This window comes from Aneurinibacillus migulanus (assembly GCF_001274715.1).
Classification (GTDB): Bacteria; Bacillota; Bacilli; order Aneurinibacillales; family Aneurinibacillaceae; genus Aneurinibacillus; species Aneurinibacillus migulanus.
The window spans coordinates 2,788,313-2,807,826 of record NZ_LGUG01000004.1; the positions used below are offsets into that span (position 1 = coordinate 2,788,313).

General features: G+C 36.6%; 20 protein-coding genes and 2 pseudogenes. 15 read left to right on the top strand and 7 right to left on the bottom strand.

Annotated elements, in window-relative coordinates; all coding sequences use genetic code 11:
• Positions 1-109 precede the first annotated feature (109 nt).
• From AF333_RS15265 to AF333_RS15270, 4 genes and pseudogenes are all read left to right on the top strand, one after another.
• Positions 110-1,000 carry a hypothetical protein gene (locus tag AF333_RS15265; protein WP_043066607.1) on the top strand — a complete coding sequence of 297 codons (891 nt, stop codon included), beginning with the start codon at positions 110-112 and terminating at the stop codon, positions 998-1,000.
• 135 nt (positions 1,001-1,135) lie between these two features.
• Positions 1,136-1,321 carry a stage V sporulation protein S gene (locus tag AF333_RS31840; protein ID WP_080787775.1) on the top strand — a complete coding sequence of 62 codons (186 nt, stop codon included), beginning with the start codon at positions 1,136-1,138 and terminating at the stop codon, positions 1,319-1,321.
• Positions 1,322-1,474: 153 nt separating this feature from the next.
• Positions 1,475-1,636 (top strand): annotated as a pseudogene (locus tag AF333_RS35360) (histidine kinase); the annotation flags it as partial.
• 290 nt (positions 1,637-1,926) lie between these two features.
• Complete coding sequence (locus AF333_RS15270; RefSeq protein ID WP_043066608.1) at positions 1,927-2,820, top strand: hypothetical protein; 894 nt, start codon at positions 1,927-1,929, stop codon at positions 2,818-2,820.
• Positions 2,821-3,429: 609 nt separating this feature from the next.
• On the opposite strand, the pseudogene AF333_RS15275 reads toward AF333_RS15270, so the two are convergent.
• Positions 3,430-4,350: pseudogene (locus AF333_RS15275) on the bottom strand (DNA-3-methyladenine glycosylase family protein).
• 144 nt (positions 4,351-4,494) lie between these two features.
• Here AF333_RS15275 and AF333_RS15280 point away from each other — a divergent pair.
• Genes AF333_RS15280 through AF333_RS15290 form a run of 3 tightly spaced genes read left to right on the top strand, consistent with a single transcriptional unit; the run spans position 4,495 to position 7,675 of the window.
• Positions 4,495-5,118: a bifunctional transcriptional activator/DNA repair enzyme AdaA gene (locus AF333_RS15280; protein ID WP_043066609.1), complete on the top strand. Its 624-nt coding sequence runs from the start codon at positions 4,495-4,497 to the stop codon at positions 5,116-5,118.
• Entirely contained in the window at positions 5,115-6,359 is a 1,245-nt protein-coding gene (locus tag AF333_RS15285) for an MFS transporter (protein ID WP_043066610.1), read from the top strand. Before AF333_RS15280 ends, AF333_RS15285 begins: the two co-directional genes overlap by 4 nt.
• Before the next feature lie 14 nt (positions 6,360-6,373).
• Positions 6,374-7,675, top strand: coding sequence for an ATP-grasp domain-containing protein (locus AF333_RS15290; RefSeq protein WP_043066611.1), 1,302 nt, complete (start codon positions 6,374-6,376; stop codon positions 7,673-7,675).
• A 331-nt stretch (positions 7,676-8,006) separates the two neighbouring features.
• Here the strand turns inward: AF333_RS15290 and AF333_RS15295 are convergent, their stop codons facing one another.
• Positions 8,007-8,231, bottom strand: coding sequence for a hypothetical protein (locus AF333_RS15295; RefSeq protein ID WP_043066612.1), 225 nt, complete (start codon positions 8,229-8,231; stop codon positions 8,007-8,009).
• A 190-nt stretch (positions 8,232-8,421) separates the two neighbouring features.
• Here AF333_RS15295 and AF333_RS15300 point away from each other — a divergent pair, with 190 nt between their 5' ends.
• On the top strand, positions 8,422-8,664 hold the full coding sequence (locus tag AF333_RS15300; protein ID WP_043066613.1) for an AbrB/MazE/SpoVT family DNA-binding domain-containing protein: 243 nt from the start codon (positions 8,422-8,424) through the stop codon (positions 8,662-8,664).
• 95 nt (positions 8,665-8,759) lie between these two features.
• On the opposite strand, the gene AF333_RS15305 is transcribed toward AF333_RS15300, so the two are convergent.
• Together AF333_RS15305 and AF333_RS15310 are read right to left on the bottom strand one after the other, a co-directional pair.
• Positions 8,760-8,999 (bottom strand): hypothetical protein, encoded by a 240-nt coding sequence (locus AF333_RS15305; RefSeq protein WP_043066614.1) that lies wholly within the window; start codon positions 8,997-8,999, stop codon positions 8,760-8,762.
• A 64-nt stretch (positions 9,000-9,063) separates the two neighbouring features.
• Positions 9,064-9,321, bottom strand: coding sequence for a DUF7662 domain-containing protein (locus AF333_RS15310; RefSeq protein ID WP_043066615.1), 258 nt, complete (start codon positions 9,319-9,321; stop codon positions 9,064-9,066).
• Positions 9,322-9,457: 136 nt separating this feature from the next.
• Between AF333_RS15310 and AF333_RS15315 the strand changes: the two genes are divergently transcribed.
• Together AF333_RS15315 and AF333_RS33695 are read left to right on the top strand one after the other, a co-directional pair.
• Positions 9,458-9,949: a hypothetical protein gene (locus tag AF333_RS15315; RefSeq protein ID WP_235496482.1), complete on the top strand. Its 492-nt coding sequence runs from the start codon at positions 9,458-9,460 to the stop codon at positions 9,947-9,949.
• A gap of 168 nt (positions 9,950-10,117) precedes the next feature.
• Positions 10,118-10,264: a hypothetical protein gene (locus AF333_RS33695; protein WP_158502459.1), complete on the top strand. Its 147-nt coding sequence runs from the start codon at positions 10,118-10,120 to the stop codon at positions 10,262-10,264.
• Between the two features lie 395 nt (positions 10,265-10,659).
• Here AF333_RS33695 and AF333_RS15320 read toward each other — a convergent pair whose 3' ends face one another.
• Complete coding sequence (locus AF333_RS15320; protein WP_043066617.1) at positions 10,660-11,322, bottom strand: hypothetical protein; 663 nt, start codon at positions 11,320-11,322, stop codon at positions 10,660-10,662.
• A 346-nt stretch (positions 11,323-11,668) separates the two neighbouring features.
• Here AF333_RS15320 and AF333_RS15325 point away from each other — a divergent pair, with 346 nt between their 5' ends.
• Positions 11,669-12,004 (top strand): PadR family transcriptional regulator, encoded by a 336-nt coding sequence (locus AF333_RS15325; protein WP_043066618.1) that lies wholly within the window; start codon positions 11,669-11,671, stop codon positions 12,002-12,004.
• On the top strand, positions 12,001-13,290 hold the full coding sequence (locus AF333_RS15330) for an FtsW/RodA/SpoVE family cell cycle protein (RefSeq protein WP_043066619.1): 1,290 nt from the start codon (positions 12,001-12,003) through the stop codon (positions 13,288-13,290). Before AF333_RS15325 ends, AF333_RS15330 begins: the two co-directional genes overlap by 4 nt.
• A 377-nt stretch (positions 13,291-13,667) precedes the next feature.
• Here the strand turns inward: AF333_RS15330 and AF333_RS15335 are convergent, their stop codons facing one another.
• Entirely contained in the window at positions 13,668-14,069 is a 402-nt protein-coding gene (locus AF333_RS15335) for a hypothetical protein (RefSeq protein ID WP_043066620.1), read from the bottom strand.
• A gap of 719 nt (positions 14,070-14,788) precedes the next feature.
• Positions 14,789-14,968, bottom strand: a complete 180-nt coding sequence (locus AF333_RS35365) for a hypothetical protein (protein ID WP_235496483.1) — start codon at positions 14,966-14,968, stop codon at positions 14,789-14,791.
• A gap of 68 nt (positions 14,969-15,036) precedes the next feature.
• Here AF333_RS35365 and AF333_RS15340 point away from each other — a divergent pair, with 68 nt between their 5' ends.
• The 3 genes from AF333_RS15340 (at position 15,037) to AF333_RS35370 (ending at position 19,208) form a co-directional block, all read left to right on the top strand.
• Positions 15,037-16,395, top strand: coding sequence for an efflux RND transporter periplasmic adaptor subunit (locus AF333_RS15340; RefSeq protein WP_053432697.1), 1,359 nt, complete (start codon positions 15,037-15,039; stop codon positions 16,393-16,395).
• A gap of 2 nt (positions 16,396-16,397) precedes the next feature.
• Positions 16,398-18,655: efflux RND transporter permease subunit (locus tag AF333_RS15345; RefSeq protein WP_235496485.1), on the top strand; the 2,258-nt coding region annotated here is incomplete at its 3' end.
• A gap of 4 nt (positions 18,656-18,659) precedes the next feature.
• Positions 18,660-19,208: an efflux RND transporter permease subunit gene (locus AF333_RS35370; RefSeq protein ID WP_268753644.1), complete on the top strand. Its 549-nt coding sequence runs from the start codon at positions 18,660-18,662 to the stop codon at positions 19,206-19,208.
• The last annotated feature ends 306 nt before the right edge of the window (positions 19,209-19,514 follow it).

The following is a 19,514-nucleotide window of genomic DNA, read 5'->3' on the forward strand; positions in this document are numbered from 1 at the left end:
AGTATGTTTGAAAAAATATTTGGTTTTTATTGGAATGTTTACCATAAGGACGCCGTCTAGATGTAGTAGCAAGACTACATATACTTAGAATAAGAGAGGGGATAATACCATGAAAAAAGTAGTAACTACATTTTTAGCGATCAGTTTATTAGCTACCACCCCTGCCTTTGCAGCTGAACAGGAAAATGATCCAATCCAACAAGAAGAGGGAATGATTCAACAAGGGAAAGATTTTTGGTGGAGAGAATTAACTGTTGACGAAATTATGGCCCAGAAAGGGATGAAATCAGCATTAGAATCATTCTATGATAAATTTCCACGAACAAAAGCGTATAAAATAAGTGGTTATAAAGTTAAAAAGATAGAAAACGATGAGGAGAAAAATGAGATTCTGTTGTCCTTGGTAAGTGATAAAAAAGAGTCGTTTAGCTTAACCTTTGACATAAAAACGGAGAAGATAATAGATTATACTCAAATAGTAGACGATATTCCTGAATCCGAATTACCAGGAACGGTTCAAGCATCTTTGAATAAAGTCTATAGCCGTTTACCAGAAGCTAAGAACCTTAAGCTTTATCATTCTCAAAGCATAAAAGGGGAAGAACAGCCAAATTTATATTATACGCTTAGTTTTAATGAGAGCGGAAAAAGAGGGGAAGGAAAGACAAATGATAAAGAGTTCGGCATAACGTTTGATGAAACAGGTAAAGTTCTAGGTTTTACCTTTGAAAGACCACCTTTAAGCAACCTTAAGGGAAACACAAAAGAGGAAAAAGCACAAGACATGTTGAAACGGTTATACGGAGAGGAAGCTAACGAATACAAAATCAAGAAAGTAAGTAATGACTCTACTAAGAATCATTTTCAAGGATCTATTGTATTTATGCCTATATCATCTGAAAAAGAACCAATCCTGGTCGAGTTTAATAGTAAAGATGAGATTATTAGATGGGTAATTACTTCAAGGGATTTTTTGGAAGGTGTAGGGCTTTTACAATAGTATACATGAAACAAAAAAGTCGTTCTAACTGGAATGGCTTTTTTATTTTGCCTTAGAGTAAATGCAAGTGATTATGGTATCTTCCATCGGGTATAAACAGTACCACAACGGCTATCACTACAACTCTATGTGAGTATGGCGAAGCTGAGGTTCAGGCAATCGGGGCTGCCTGCTGTGAACCAGATGGTGAAGGCAGTAGCAACCAGCAGGAGGGTGCTGATTCATGTGGGATTTGATTTGAACTGTGTACCGGCCTTCCTTAGTCTGAATGGTAAGACATCAGCACTCAAGATGGTGGTATGGCGAGTGAAGAAGACATGATATCAGGGGTGTTAATGGGTCTTTCTAGAGGATAACTCCTGTGCGGGTCTTCGAAATATCCAAGGCAAGGCGATTGTCTCTTATTACAACATACCATTGGTAGAGTATGCCACTACTTTTCTATTACCTTGATGGGCATTAACGAGACTCCCTAAAGAACAATATACGATTTTGGAGCAGTATTCCTCGCAGATTGATAGAATGATGCTACAGGAGGAACGTTACCGCATGGCTCGTGAGTTGCATGATACGATTGGTCATACCTTCACTTTCCTTTTCTATTTATTTCATAAATTGTTCTTTTTTCTAGGCTGATTCCTTTCATGTAAGGATAATGTAAGAATGTAGACAGATACAAGAAAGGTTCTTTCGTTAAAATAAGGAATGATAGGGAAATGTAGGTAAAACCTCCCGGGGGAACAAAGAGGTATGTAACAAAATTTTTTTTTGGAATGGATAATAGAAAAAAATGTATAATTCAGTACAGTACTTACGGAGTATATTTTAGGTAATACTTAGTTTCAATTGTAATATTTATCATAAGGACGCTGTCTAGATATAATAGCCAGACTACATATACTTAGAATAAGAGAGGGGATAATACCATGAAAAAAGTAGTAACTATATTTTTAGCGATCAGTTTATTGGCTACGACGCCAGTCTTCGCGGCTGAACAGGAAAGTAATCTAATTCAGTTAGGAGAGGGAATGATTGAACAAGAGGAAGGTTATTGGTCTAAAGAATTGACTGTTGATGAAATTATGGCCCAAAAAGGAATACAATCAGCTCTAGAAACATTTTATGATGAATTTCCACGAACAAAAGCATATAAAATAATGGGGAGTAAAGTTCAAAGAATAGAAGATGGTGAAGAGAAAAATGAGATTTCCTTGGGATTGAAGAGTGAGGAAGAGATGTTTTCCTTACAATTTGACATAAAAACAGAGAAGATAACAGAATATATTCAAAGAGTATTCGATGTTCCTGAATCCGAGTTACCCAAAACGGTTCGGGCAACTTTGGATAAAATCTATAACCTCTCACCAGAAGCTAGGAACCTTAAGTTTTATGGTGCCGAAATGTATTCCTACAATATAAAAGAAAAGGAACAGGGAAAAATGTATTCTCTTGGGTTTAATGAGAACGAGGAAATAATAGAAGGAGAGTATAACAATAAAGAGTTTAAAATAAAGCTTGATGAGACAGGAGAAGTTACATATTTCAAATTTGAAAACATTCCTTTACCTTTAGGTAACCTTGAAGGAAACACAAAAGAGGAGAAAGCGCAAGACCTTTTAAAACAACTATATGGAGAAGAAGCTAACGAATATAAAATTAAGAAAGTAACGGTTCGTAAGGAACCTAGAAGGGGATTTGTTGTATTTATGCCTACATCCTCTGAAAAATATCCGATTGTAGTAGACTTTAATAATAAGGATGAACTTAATGGGCTTGAAGTTACTACACGGGATTTTTTAGAATTTGCAGGGCTTTTATAATAGCATACATGATACAGATGAAGTCGTTCTAAATGGAGCGGATTTTTTATGTATCTATATACATCTGATTTGATACATCGACAAATTCTTGTGGTAAGAGATAAGAAAAGAATGAAAAAATCAGAGGTTGGAAAANTTTCCAACCACCATGTCAAAATATTAACTGTAACTTATATAATCATTATCATATGTTAAAAAACTGATTTAGTGGTACGATCGCATGCTCATCAAATTAAGGTTTTATGACGTCTTCAGAACAAAGATTTTGTGCCTTTAATAACAATGGGATTCATTTTTTTGTTTTGGAGGTGACTTGTTTTCTTAGCTTGATGGCGATGGGGTTCAGCCGAGATACATGTAATTTTAGGTCATAGTCTAACTTTTATTTCCAAATAGCATATTTAAGCAGTCCCATAAACGTATATTGCATTTCGTAACGGTTCTTTGTTTTTGGTACTGAGTTTTGGAGCCGAAAAGAAATAAGTTTTGAGTGCTTTTATGGGGTACCTATCCTGGTACTGTAAACGAGGAGTTTCTGTACAATGAGACAATATGATTTCTCAAGCATAATGAGATTATTTATGAAATATTGAACTGTTACGTAACAGTTCAATAAAGGAACCTCCATAAGTAGAAAGTGGCATAAGATTCCCAATTCTTCCACGAAGTAGACAGTTGTAAAATTTCTTCTTTTGTCGGTTTAGTTTCAGTGCCTGTAAGATATTTAATAGCATTATGAAGACCAACATCATCAATAGGAAAAGCTGAAGGAATTCTTAAACAACGCATCAAAACATAATTAGCTGTCCAGGGTCTAATGCCACGTATTTTGGTTAGCATCTTTTCTGTTTTTTTATAATCACCTATGTCCAACAATAGTTCTTTAGACAGTTTCTCCTCAGTCATTAGCTGGGCTACTCCAATAAGATATTCACATTTCTTGACTGTCATTTGCAGTATAGATAAGTCTTCAACCGTCAAAGATGCGATGTCATGTGGAGTAGGAAATATCCAATATTTCTCCCCGTCATACTCCATATACTGACCAAAGTTTTCTACAAGTCATCTTTTTAGCGTATAGGCAAACGTAAGGTTAATTTGTTGACTGATAATTCCCCAACAAATTGCTTCAAATAAATCAGGAATTCCGACATTTCGTAGTCCGTAAAATGAACGTACAGCTTTTTGTAGCAATATATCAGTCTTGGCTAAATTATAAAACGGAAGCAAGTCCGTATCTAAATCAAACCAATCCCGTACATAACGAGCTACCGCATCACGTACCAATTTGTGCGAAGGTATTGTACCGCCTAAAAATCGAACGGTCATTTGATGCTCATAATCTGCACTAATTTCAACGATAAATGTTTCCTGTTCAATCGGTATAGCTTTATAAATTCGTTGATCTTTGATGCAGAACAGGCATTCATTAGGAGCATTGGAAAGGTACTTCAGATTTTCAGAAAAGCTGAATTCATTTGGAACGAGTAATGTGATTTCTTGTTTAGTATCTTCCCAACTCTTTGTCATAAAGATCCTCCATTTGTTTCAATATTATTACACCTGTAGTTGTAACATAAAAACAAAAATTACAATTTCGATATCTTGCTATTACATTCGCAAATGCGTACAGAGGGTCATCATCGGAGATATACTATGGGTGGAGGTGAATAAATGATGAGTATAAAAGGGCAAGAACACGAGAATAAATCTAACGTCATTCACAAACAAAATACAGTAGCTGTAAGTCAAGAGCACATAGCGTACGAAAAGTGGCAAGCAATCATACTTAATGATGCATCCTACGATGGTGCGTTTTTCTATGGTGTAAAGAGCACGGGGATTTTTTGCAGGCCGTCTTGTAAATCCAGAACGCCTAAAAAGGAAAATATGCGCGTATTTCAAAACGTAGAACAAGCGCTGTTAGAAAATTTCCGTCCATGTAAACGATGCAAACCGACCGGTCGTCGTTTACATGATCATGAGTGGGGGGATCAGATCATACGATGTATCGACATGAATTACAGTGAAACGTTGACGCTAGAAACCTTGGCAGATATATGCCATGGTAGCCCTTATTATTTGCACCGTGTATTTAAGCGAGTTAAAGGAATGACATCGGTTGAATATATCCAGCAAACGAGAATCGCTAAGGCCATAGAGTATTTGATCGACTCGGATAAAGCAATTTCTGATATCGCTATGACGGTAGGGATTCCCAATACGTCGTATTTTATAACGCTTTTCAAGGCAAAAACAGGGCATACGCCAGCAGACTATCGCCAAGGTGTATTATGAAAAATAAAAAATATTTTAATTTTTACAAGCTTTGGCTAGGACAGTCTATAAGTTTGTTAGGTACCCAGTTTACATTAGTAGCTTTGCCTCTTTTTGCATTAGAGGTGCTAAAAACAAGTGAGGCGAATGCTGCCTTGCTTCGTGGGATTATATTCATACCCTACCTAATTTTCGGATTAGTAGCCGGTGCTTTGATAGACATCCTTCATAGAAAAAAGGTTTTGCTAATTTGTAGTATATGTCAAGGCGTTTTATTTTTATCAGTATTCATACTGACTGTAACAAATATAATAACGTTCCCTTTATTGGTGTTTCTCATGTTTTTGAATGGAATATTTACCACGTTTTACAACATTGCAATTCCTTCTTTCTTACCGGAAATATTAACAGATAAAGACAACTTAAAAAAAGGAAATGCACAACTAGCACTTTCGGAGTCTCTTTCTATAGTAATTGGTCCTATGCTAGTAGGAATCGTTATTACTCTAGTTGGGTTAACAGGCTCTTTCACTGTTGATGCAGTAACGTATTTTGTTTGTTTTGTGTTTGTATTATTTATTTCAAAGTTTAAACCGCATACAGCGGGCTCTTTAAAAAACGTAAATATAAAATCCGTATACAAAGACATATATAAAGGTTTGATATATTTTAAAAAACACCCTCTATTGGAACCAATTGTAAGCTGTGGCGCTGTTTACGGTTTTTTTAAATACATACTAAATAGCATTTTAGTAATATTCCTTTATAAGGTAATGGGTCTATCTGAACTTGAAATAGGCTTTGTTGTAGGTTCAGCAGCGGTGGGATTTTTAATAGGAAATACGATACTCATGAAAAAAAGTCAACAAATTAATAATACAAAAATGCTTATTTATAGCGCTACTGTATCAGTTATCGGTCTGGCCTTTATACCGATAATGGGATATTTGGGAACCGTTTACGGTATAGTAGCTGCAAGTATCATACATGGTATGGGAGAAGGTGTATTTGGCCCTTACGCTGCAACGATACGACAACTTGCCTCACCAAGTCACATGCTAGGCAGAGTAAATGCTGTACAGCGTACGCTTAATTGGGGAGCTTGGGCATTGGGAAGTTTTGCTAGTGCATTTTTAGTTTCTATATTTGGGCTTCAAACTACGTTATTTATAGGAGGCTTCGGAACAACATTGTGTTTAATGGTGTTGTTAAGGCGAGGCGTATCAAAAGGAACCGACATTGAATATACGAGTTCATTTTAGAGGAGATGATTATGATGTATAAGGTATCAAAAGGAACTGATATAGAAAATACACCACACATTTTATTTATAGGGGGATGGACAAAACCTATACAAGATGCTTTAGACAGTGGGTATACTGTTTCGTATATAGGGTCTTACACTAAACACATATATTTTGATGGAACTATCTTAGAAAAGTGTTTCTATAAAAAAGAAATAGACACAACAAATATACCCTTGTCTGTATACTATGCTGAAGAATTGTACAAAGAGAAACGATTTGATGTGGTTGTATCTTTCAACGAAGCAGCCTTAGATACGGCTTGCATAATTGCAAAGATTTTTAATGTTAAAGGACCTTCTTACAATGCTAATATGATAACCCGCAATAAAGACATGATGCGTGAAATTCTAGCAGGCAAAGACTTTTCGATAGATTCGACAGTTTGCAATAACATAAAAGACATTGATGAATTTTTGAACAAAAAAGATAGTATTATAATAAAGCCCCCGATTGGCGCAGGTGGTAAAGGAGTGTCTAAGCTAGACACAGGAGATGACGTAGAGGTATTTATTAAAGATAATGGTATTCAACTACCTGTTTTAGTGGAAGAGTACGTTGAAGGTGACGTAGTTTATACGGTCGAAACCGTTTCTTATAACAAAAAACACTCTATACTAGCTATATCAGCTGAAATATTTAAAGAAGATACGTTTATAATAAACTATACTATTATGCCGGCACCTATAGATGAATCTCAAAAAAAATTAATTATTGAGAAAGTAATACTATTTTTGGACGACATGCAAATGGAAGACGGCATTACTCATACAGAAGTAAAGATAGACAAACAAAATAAGCCAATAATCATAGAGTCTCAAGTTAGGATAGGTGGTGGTAATATATGGAAAATGTTGGAACTAACAACCGGCATATCTCAATTTGGATACTATTATGATGCGTTAGCTACTGAGACTATAGATGAATTTAGATGTGTACCTTCAAAATGTCAAGCTATGTCTTTAAGCTTGATTCCAAAACCAGGTTACTTAAAAGAAATCAAGTATAAAGGGTTAACTAACATATCCGAGGTCGTATTAATTGATCTATTAGTAAAAGAGGGCGACACCATACCAACTATTGCAGACAGTACTCAACGCAAAGGAAGTATATTATTTACGGCTAATGATATAGAACATATGTATGAAGTTGCAGATAAAATATGTGACAATATAACGTTTGTTTATCAGGATTTGTCAGAATGGAAACCTTCTTTTAAAAAAATATTTAACTGTAGTTGCCCAAAAAACTTACACAAATTTACAATTGAATAGAAAAGAGACATATCTCTTCACCCTGTGTAAAAATAGAAGTACCACCAACCACTTTTGCGCAAAGGAGAAGACTATATGCCTCTTACTTTATAAACGGAAGTAGTGTTTTTTGTATACGTCTAGTATACAACTTTATTTTCTTTTGGCTTTTAGATAAACATGTATGTTTTCGTCTAGCCCTCTAAGTCTCAGCGACTGCGTTTCATAGCCCATCTCGTTCAGTGCGGATAAACCATCTTCGATCACTAATTGTGTTTTTCCTGCCCAGCCGTGCTTTATACCGTATAAAATCCATGCTCGGACGTTTCGAGGATGATTGAGATTATAATTTTCAGTAAGGTTTACTGATTTTTTTATGTAATTTAATTCCAGTGTTCAGAGGGCTTCCGCTAAGCGGATCATCCCATGTTCGAAAGTAAATCAAAAGTGCATCACTTTTTTTCTCTCCCAAAAATATTTTTAAGGTACTAATGCTCTGTCCGTCCGTATATTTACTGCTTATCAAATACCCGTATGTACACCCTTCAACTGTAATCTGTCTTGTTTTTTTCTTCATAATTGTCTCCTTTTTTATCTGGATAGGGAAGATTAGAAGAAAATTTACTTGTTTGGCACTTACCAATTTAATTTATAGTCTACCTTGTTCTCTTAAAATAGTTTTATTGTTTGTCAGTAATAGGGGGAGGAACTTTCCTTATTACGGTTAATATTATAAAATATTGAAAATAAGGGAAAGGGGGATAAGGTTGAAAGCGACAGGGATCGTACGTAAAGTGGATGAGCTTGGAAGAATCGTTTTGCCAAGGGAATTAAGGCGCACATTTGAGATTAATGAAAAAGATGGATTAGAGATTTTTGTGGATGAAGAGTGCATTGTCTTACGTAAGTACGCGCCAGCCTGCATATTTTGTAATTCCGTATCAGACGTTACTGAATATAAGGGAAAGAAAATTTGTGTATCCTGTTTTGATGATATAAAGAAAAAATAGAGTTTAAAAAGATAACGAGCTGAAGCTCTTGCTGTTTCCAGGGGAGAGCTCCAGCTTTTGGTTTCCTATATAGGGGAAATATTAAAATATAGGATTTAATCTAATTCAAACTTGCCCATTTTCCTTTGAAATGCTGTATAGCGTTTAAGGGAAAGGATATAATGCCCTCTTGATTTTTCAAATTCCTTATTAATGGCTGCTTCCATACTAGGTGTAATAAATGCTTCTCCCTTATAAATCCCTCTTTCCACAATTCCGTTAAAACGGGTAACATAATCACGAGCAGATTTTTCGCTGAGCTTATATTCTTGCATTAAAAAACCTTTAAAATCCATTAAGCTACCCCCAAATTGTTTAAGTGAGCTTTTTCTACATTTTTCATTTTTTTATATGACTATTTTATTCTGCTTCATATTTAACAAACTCAACTTTCTTTTCACTCAAGATGGGTTTTGCTTTAAACCCCGCATTTGTCCAAGAATAGGCTTGTGTATGTTGTGAGGCTCCATCCCACCATGCCATATATTTAGATGCTGATACTGGAAGTGAAAACCTAAGAACCTCTTCTATTTCTAAAAAAGTCATAGCTAGACGATTTGAATCAGTTGATTTTAGGAATTTATGTAGTGGATCGTATTTACTACCCCTTGCAATCATTTTAAAATATCCATATTTTGAGTGATTTCATATTTCATTATCTGGCTTTTTAACAAAGTTAACAACTCGTTCAACATACAAACTAACTGATAAAAAAGATGAAGATGAAAAAGATGTTTACAGTATGCTGTATTTGATGAAAGACCAATTAAAAGATAATGATTTTACCCTGTTTCTAAGGGAGACGACTATTGATTTTTCAAACCCTTTCATTTTATTTGAAGCAGGTCATTCCGATGGGAGTAGTAAAGTAACAAGTAAGCTTATCATGAAGTACTTTATCAGACGTTTTGGTAAAGGTGAGCATATCCGTTTTTGGTTTTTTAACTTTCCAGAAAGTATTGTAGAAGAAGGTAAAATTAAGAACGACAATTTCTCTGTAGCATACGTTACAAACGAGTTGCATGCACGTGTTGATAATTTAAATGCTGCACATTATTTTGTTGACGGTTATCATGAACCAAGAGTTCTAGATTATCTTCCTAAGAAATATGAGTTATATAATAAAGAGGAGGGAGATCTTTACATCGACGATGCATCTGACTATTACGATCAAAAGAAAATTTCTAGATATCTTATTGGAGATAAGGAAAGTGAATTGTTGAGTAGTAGAATTGCTCAGCGTTAATTCATAGGTTTCTCTTGCTTGTCTTGTTCGGGGCATGATCGCTACTAGGGGGAAACACCGCTCTTATACATTTGCGGAGAGCGGTGTTTTTCTTTTAACTTACTTATTTTTGAAATAAATATCGTTATGAAGTACAGGATATGTCTATATGTAGGGAGGTAAAAGTGAATGAAGAAAAATGAAGGAGAGAACCGGATAGGAGCTGCACCGGTGAGGCCCATACGTCCTACTAGAATTGAATTTAAAAGTGAGGCAGAAATGCAGCGGTTTGTTGACTATGTTATAAGTAATAGGGAAACGAAGAAGGAACCATAAGCCTGCAAAGGAAATGAAATAATTTGTAGAGAGAGTTCATACTACAATTTCAATATTTGAGCGATATGTTTAAAGATATTATTGAAAATTAAAGGGAGATGGTTGGGATGATATCAAGTTATAAAAGTCTCATTCCCTAATGTTGAGCAGCTTATGCGCCCTATTTTTGATTCCATTTGGAATGCTGGAGGGTACCCACGTTCACTGAGCTATAAGGAAAAAATGCACCATCCTTTCTATAGGTCATAGAGAAAGAATAGCGCATTTTTTTGCTTTGGGGGGGTATTTGTTGCTTCTAGCTTGATAGCGATGGGCTAGCGCCACATTGCCATCAAGCTAGAAGCAACTTAAGATGCTATGAAGAATTCACTTTTTATCCCTAAAATCTATGAAAATCAGCTAATTTCTCCATTTCCTGAACAATAAAAATTTAATTCAAAGTTATCAGGTTTACTCACTCCATTTTCGGTATATGTCCCTCCCACACTGACATTCATTGTTTCACCCGCATCATATATTTTTTCATTGTAACCACTTTGTCTCCAAGTTCCTCTGGAATCTGCTGATTTAGAGGTAAGAGATTTAATCGCAGTAAAACCCATTCTACCCAAGAAATGATCGATTGTAAAAGTCCCAGTAACGGCTATACTTCTTGAATTACCACCAAATGTGATGGTAGCGTACTTTGTCTTAATTCCGGTACTAAGAGGCGTAATAACGTCGCTTGGTGTTTCAGGTGCTACTACAATTGACGAAGTAGCCAAATTAACTGCAAATGCTCTGTAATCTTCAGGTGACATAAAATATTCATCTTTAAACGTGTCCAAAGGCTCAATAAAAATTCCTGATTCCGGATACTGTGCAGCTACATCGGCAACAATTTTAACATATTGATTGTAAAGATCTTCTTTTTTCTCTTGAGTTAGCTCTAGCTTAGGTGCTTCTACTTCAGCTACTTTAACATGCACATCATTTGATTCAGTAGCAAAAACTCCAGTAGTTGGAAGAACTAAAGAAAATGCTAGCGGTACAAGTACAAGTTTTCGTAAATTTTTCATTGTAACATACTCCTTTTTTTCAAATTTTTAACTTCTCCTAAATATTAACATGGGTTTTAATTGTAAATAAGGGGAAATTTGTCGAATATTGTCAGATTAATTAAAAATTCACAAAATATACACATTTTCAACTAAATGGTATTAACTACTCTTTTTTTCATTGAATATATATAAAAGTTTGTATTTAAAGGGGTACCACCAATCGTTATCAAGTTAAGAACGCTATTTCTAAATATGCTTTATCCCATTACTAATTATTGCCTTTTTAGTTTCTATAATTTATTATAATACCTAGATATACAATGCATAGATTTACAATAGTTTAGCACAATAAAGGAGGATAGTAATGAAAATTAATAAAGAACTTCTTAAAGGCAGTACCGTAATTCTCATCCTGACATTATTGGAGAGAAAAGAAATGTATGGCTATGAAATGGTAAAGGAAATCGAAAAACATTCAAGTGGGGTGTTTACCTTTAAAGAAGGAACACTCTATCCTATTCTGCATACACTCGAGGGAAATGGAATGGTAGAATCCTATTGGCAGGGGCAGGAAGGTACACGCAAGAGAAAATATTATCGTATTACTAAGCTAGGAACTGGGCATCTAAAAGAGCGGAAAAAAGAGTGGGAAACATTCCGATTGGCAATGGAACAAGTATTAGGGGAGGGACGTGCGTGAACCTTGAGATGCAATCTTACATTGAAACGGTTTGTTCTTTTGTGAAAAGCCAAGAAGTGCATTGCGATATTCAGTCTGAGCTAGAAAACCATATCATTGAATCGGTGGATGAATATAAAGCCGTGGGTTTTTCCGAGGACGAAGCTTTTAAAAAGGCACTTGCTCTAATGGGCGATCCGAAGATAGTAGGAAAACAATTGAACCAAGCCCACAAACCTCGTATTGATTGGAAAACTATTAGCTTGGTCACTACCTTAATAGGGATTGGTCTGGCAAGTCTGTATTCTATGCAGAGAAGCTTATTGCTTTCAGAAGATGCTGTATTTCGGCAATTGTTAAGTGTTGGTTTGGGAATCATTGTAATGATTTCCTTTATGTTTTTTGATTATCGGAAAATAATGAAGTATTCTATGGGACTTCTTCTAGGAACCCTTGGAATGATGATGCTTGTATTTTTTCAGGGAAACCTGATGAATGGTATTCCTATCTATAGTTTTGGTTTTATTAGAATTAATATTTGGGATGTAAGTCCAACGTTGTTGGTTATTGCTCTATGTGGCATATTCACGAATAGGAAATGGGAGAAGAAATACGATATCGGATATCTTCTGGTCCTCTATTTGTCACCTATCTTTCTTTACTTGATAACACCTACTATGATATCAGCTGTATTATATACGATTTGTTATTTTGTATTGCTAATAATGTGTGGCATTGTTAAAAAAAGATATGTTTTTATTCTTAGTATGTTTATAGGCGGAGGAGCGTTCTTTATCCTTAAGACAAGCTTCCTTCATTGGGAGCGTTTCATAGCTTTTTTGCATCCATTTCAATATGCTGATACTGTAGGATACCAAACTGTAAAGTCGATTGAAATTATATCTGATGCCGGGCTATGGGGACATGGATTCGGAGCAGAACTTCGTCTTTTGGGCTCAGTAGAAAATCACTTTGTTTTAACCTATATTATTCATATCTTTGGATGGGTTTTGGGAGGAGCGATGATTGTATTATTCATCCTTCTTATTGCAAGATTGTTTCATGCGGTGAAAGATAGCAGAGAAATGTACGGAAAGGCTTTGACAATAGGACTAGGAGCATTATTCATCCTACAGTCTATCTGGAACATTGCAATGGTTGTTGGATTGGCACCTGCAGCTAGTATAAACTTACCTTTTATTAGTTATGGAGGGATAGGCTTTATTTTCCAAGCAGCCGCAATTGGATTGATACTTAGTGTATATCGTAGGAAAAACATGATTTCCTCTAGACATATAATAAAATGAGCCAATGTGACCTTTACATTTTTGACATCATATAAGGTAGCACATAGTTGAATTAATGATTTCATCCCTGTTTCTTCGTTATAAAAAGCACACAGGGCGATAAAATCTTCCGGTTTAATTTTTCGATTTCGCTTTTTAAAACCATGTTGTACAGCGATTTCGTTTAGATGTTCGGAAGAAAAAATCTGTTTAAACGTATGTAAAAAGGATATCCAATCTATTTTTTGAGGAGATAATATAGGTAATGACAAAGGAAAGACCATCCTTTCATTTTCAGATTCATACTGAATAAGGATGGTCATTTTTTCTGTCTTTTTATGCCATGTTCTTAACTTGATGGTTATGGGGACAGCCCCGTAATTTGTTAATTATCAAATTTAGCCTCTTTGAGCAATACTATAGTCTATACTAATTTTACCACCATTAGGCGATGGCACAGCTTTAAATTTGTAATCGCTACTAAAGATACCAACCGGAGCACTAATGTGGCCATTCGTACCTGGTGCGAAAGTTCTTTTCTGACCTCCATTAATTGTGATTTTTACACTTACATTCCCAGTATTTTCAATCCAGAAGTTTACGTTTGCCCCATTACTCTTTTTTAATGAGTATGTAGCCTGAAATTCAGTTCCTGAATAACTGCCACTTTTAGCTGCATAATCTTTCGACGATAAACTTTTAGTCGGCTCCGCAAAAGCCGGTATAATACTAGTTCTAGCAATTAGACCAACTACCAGAACCGATGATGCAACTCCTTTGAAAATGGACTTAAGATTCACGATCAAACACTCCTTTTTTAATTTGTTTGTAACTATTCAGCCTATAGATAGTTACTTTTTTAAAATTGCGTGTCTATCCATTCCTGTTTCCGTAGAGGTAGTTCCGTAACGGAGTGCCTCTATTTGTGTTGTCTGTCAAGTAAGATCGTAACAGGCTGAACAGTTACAATTTTTTAATCCTAACAACACAAATCCCTTCTTTAATATTTTTGTATACATTCATATTTAGGATATATATTACATTTAATACCATAGTAAAAAAGTACCGGTCTGAATTTTTTTAGATAACGCTGTTCATAACTCAACTTTCGCAGTCCAAATCAGGCAAGTAAGCCTTGATATAGCTAGGTAAAGTGAAAAGCCATTGTTGGATTTGACTTTGGATTAATTTTGCGATCTTCTTATTGGGGGAGCGTCACATCGCCATCAACCTGATATGAATAACTGTCAACAGCTATCCCCCGCATGGTTTGTAAAGCCTGAATAACAGGGGCGTGTTCGTTTCTTATGTGTCTTCAGAATAAAACAGATTTTTATTTATCTTGTTACATCCGATTTTCTATTTATTTTATAAATCGTTCTTTTTTTCTAGGCTGATTTCTTTCATGTAAGGATAATGTAAGGATGTAGACAGATACAAGAAAGGTTCCTTCGTTAAAATGAGGAATGATAGGAAAATTTTCTAAAAGAAAAGATGATAGGAAAGGATACTATATAAATTACACTTGATAGTTTGACAGGGTAGCGTGGTTGGAGGTGGGAGAGTGAGAGAAAGAAGAGGTTGGATGCGCCCTGTGCTCCAGCAGAAGAAAGGCAAACGTGTCTTTTTCCGACCGCTCCCGTCCACCGCCCTTCCTTCTTTTCTTCCCTCTTACCACAAAAATTTGTCGATTTATCAAATCAGATGTATATAGATACAATCTTATTTTCTATCTCATGTTAATGGTAGGAGAACAGGAGGAATAGTGTGAAAAGATCATTAGTCATACCAGTGGTCGTTACAGCTCTACTCATAATTTCTGGCTGTAGCACCCCGGCATCATCTAAAGTGTCGGAAGAGACAAAAAAAACAAAAGTAGTAAATATTATTAAAGTGAAGGAGCAAGAACAGTCTTCTATCATGACTAAAGCGGGGGTTGTAGAAGCAAAGCAGGAGAATCAACTGGCGTTCGGAACGTCTGGAAAAATCGTAACCCTGTCCGTTAAAAAAGGAATGAAGGTAAAAGCCGGCCAGGTTCTAGGTACACTTGACACCTCCGGAAATCAAAGTACCATTGCTTTATCTCAGACGCAAATCAATGAGGCGCAGGCAAAACGTGCCAAAATTTTACGTGGCGATAGCAAGGTAGCAGATACATATGATAGTACAATTCAGCAAACTGAAGATTCGATTGCTGATACAGAAGATTCAATAAAAAAACAAGAAATTAAAATTCAGGACCAGATGAAAACGCTGGAACAGGATAAAACAGATCTCCAGAGAAAAGAAGTTTTATTTTCTAATGGGGCTATATCGAAAGCTGATATAGATGGGGTAAGAACAAAAGTAGACAGAGCTCAATTGTCGTTAAAAAGTGAACAAACCGAGTTAGAAGCATTGAAACAGCAGAAAAAACGCTTGCAGGAGCAAAAACAATTAACGCTTCGTCAGAGAGAGAAAGCCATTCAGGCGGACAAAGATAATGCGGATAGGCTCGCTAGTATAACTACGGAAGTTGCTACAGCTCAAAATGGAATTGTGAAAGCCAATAAGGAAATTCAGGATTCCAGGTTAATTGCCCCATTTGACGGGATTATTACCGATGTAAGTTCTCATCCTGGCGATGTCGTTTCACAAGGAAGTTCCGTTGCTACAATCGTTGATTTGTCAGGAGTAAAAGTCAGCATAGAAGTAGAGTCTGCACTAATACAGCAATTTACGAAAGGAAAGAGCATGACAGTGATAAATGAAGGGGGAGAGAAGACAGCGGGATCGGTTACGTATGTTTCTCCCCTGATAGATGCAAAAAACGGAAAATATAAGGTGGAAATTACGGTTCCTCATTCCCCAGAGAAATGGCAAGGCGGTATGATTGCAAGTGTACAGATGCCACGTAAACTGGCAACAAGTACTATTCTTCCCCTGGAATGCATCGGGGTGGGAGAAAAGGGCCGCTATGTACTTGTAGTTGAAAATGGAATGATAAAGAAAAGAACGGTAGAAATAGGTCAAATTATCGATGATAAGATTGAAGTTCTTTCCGGTGTTCATCCGGGGGACAGTGTGGTTACTTCAGGTATTTCCTTCCTTCTTGAAGGCGAAAAAGTAACACCGAAGGAGGGATAGAGGTGGGGCGATTTATTGAATTTTGCTTACAACATAAGCTTATTGTTTATTTGTTAACATTTTTTATTCTTTTTGCAGGAATTGCTTCTATTTTTACATTTAAGCGCGAACTTATGCCAAAGCGAAATTATCCATGGATTACAGTCAATGTCTCTGGCGCTTCTATCCCTGCCGAGGAAATGGAAGATAAAGTAACAAATCCGGTAGAAAAAGAGATTCATTCGCTCTCTAATATTAAAAACTATCAATCAACAACAACACCTGGAAACGCCCAGGTTAGAGTTGAGGCAGAGGACGGAAAAGGCGAACAGGTTAAACAGGATATTGAAGCTGCGGTCAATCGGCTACGCAACACTTTCCCAAAAACCGTGAAGACGGTAACTGTTGTGCAGGAGGGAAATCAGGCGACTGAAGTACTAATGAGCCTTGCTCTTTCAGGGAAAGAGCTTCCGGTTCTTTATAATCTTTCAAAGACGGATTTTACCAGTCGATTAGAGGCTATTGAGGGCGTCAAAAAGGTAGAAGTATCCAATACGAATGTGGCTAACAAAATTCAAGTTACCTTTAAACCGGATCAATTGGCTGCCTACAAGATGACACCAAAAGACATTGTCGATCAACTGCAGGAATCCAATGTAAAACAGGCAATTGGGACATTGAAAAACCGGAGCTTTAATACCGTTGTTGAGGTAGATAACGCATACAAGACAGTAGAGCAGATTAATTCCGTATTTATTAAAACCCCTGTAGGGAATGTCCCGTTATCCAACTTGGCTGTTACTGAAGATATGCGTGGGAAGAAGAAGGATGCGATTTTTCGCTATAACGGAGAAGACTATGTCCAGCTATTCCTCACAAAGACAGAGGGCAGCGACATTATTCGTACGTCTGATAAAGTAAAAGAAGAAATTGAAAAAATAAACAAGGAATCCAACGGCAAGTATAAGATGACGGTATCTGTAGACTTTGCAAGCTATATCAAACCGTCTATTAACAATTTGAGCCGTGACCTGACTTTGGGTGGACTTCTTGCTATTATCATTCTACTTATTTTCCTGCGAAATTGGCGCGTTACCCTTGTCATTTCAACAACACTTCCTGTTTCTATTATGATGACGTTCATCGGTATGAAATTCGGTGGCTATAATATTGATATGGTTACCCTGATCTCTTTAAGTTTATCAACAGGGCTGATTGTTGATGCTGCTATTGTTGTTCTGGAAAGCATTTATCATTTACGGGAGAAGGGCCATACGTTACGCGATGCGATTAAGCAGGGAGTAAAGGAAGTTATGACACCGGTTCTGACGTCCCAGCTAACCATTATTGTTGTATTTGTTCCATTAGTGCTGTCTAATCTAGGTGGAACCGGGTTTAAACCGATTATGATGACCATTGCTTTTACGATCACGGTGGCGATTCTTGCGTCTACCGTTGCAGCGCTTCTATTTGTTCCCGTTTTCTCCAACAGTTTTCTACAAAAAGATAAACAGATGCACCAGGAAGCAGAGGGCCGTGCTTCGGGAGTAACAAATTTCTTTGTTAATCTTACCGCCCTGGCTTTACGCCATCGCATCATTACAATGATTCTAGCGGGTTGTTTATTTGCCGGGGCACTTATGATTTCCCCGATGGTGCAGATGAGTTCTATAAATGATATAGATGAAAATCATGTATATGCCAGTGTAAAGCTACAAAGCGGGGAGACGCTGGAGAGTGCACTTTCTAAAACACTGCAAATCGAGCGGGACTTTAAAAAAATTCCGGAAATTAAAGACCTGTATATTACGACAGATAAACAGTCATTAGGAATCGATATGAATCTGATCGAGATAAAAGAGCGGAAGCGGCCGAAAGAAGAAATCCTGCTTGATATGAATAACAGACTGAACGCTTTAAAAGGAGTTGAGCACATACAGGTGGGTTTTGGCAGCAGTGGTCAGATGGCGCCAGGTGTTGAACTGGAAGTTAAAGGAAAAGATAATGAAGTACTGCACCAGCTTTCCGAAAAAACGGAAGAAATGCTTGCCACCATACCAGGCGTAAAAAATGCACGCAGCGATTTTAGTGCTGGAGAAGAAAAAGTTATTCTTACTCCGCGTCAGGACATTATGAACCAGCTGGGGATTACCCAACAAAGTCTGATGACACAAATTGAGGGCTTTGTGAATGAAGAGTCCATCACAAGCTTTACACTTGAATCGCTGGAGCTTGATGTCGTTGCCAGATACCCGGAGAATTTAATGAAGCATCCGGAACANCTTATAGCCCTCCTGACTGTTATCGGGATGATTTATTTGATTATGGTTGCGCAGTTTAATCGACTTAGTCATCCGTTTATTATTATGCTATCGCTTCCTATGGCAATTGTCGGTGTAGTAGTAGGACTTGTAATTACACAACGACCGCTCAATGAATTAGGCTATGTAGGCGTTATTATGCTGATTGGTATTGTGGTTTCTAACGCCATTCTTCTTATTGATCGAATTAATCTACTACGTAACCGTGACAAGATGGAATTGCAGTCTGCGATACTAGAAGCGGTGCGGAACCGTGTACGGCCGATTTTAATGACAAAGCTTACCGCTATTCTGGGGATGCTTCCCCTTGCACTAGCAATGTCAGAGGGAGGAGCGCTAGAAGCGCCGATTGCTACCATTGTGATTTCAGGATTGATTTTCCATACAATAATAACCCTGGTTCTTGTTCCTGTTCTTTATTCCATTTTTGAGGGTGTGGATATCTGGAGGAAAAATCGAAAGAAGCGAAAAAAACAAGGGCGAAGCATAATACATGAAATGGATGCCGTTTAACGGTATCCTATTTTGTTTCCTATGGTAGGTTTAAAACAAAGTTTAACCGTTGTAATAAAGTTACACTGTTTTGAAAAAAGTTAAATCGTTTATATGTGGATTTTTGATAATGTAGGATTTTCTTCTTACATATCTAATTGTAATATAAAAAGTACGTATAGAAACTAAAGCTAGCAAAACGAGGATTTCGCTAGGCGTTTTTTATAATAAAAAAATCTAATTTTAACCACGTTAACAGGTTAAACCGGATTATTAGTATGGGGTAGCGCCAACTTTTTATTACATTTCCCACGCTAAGCTTAAAAC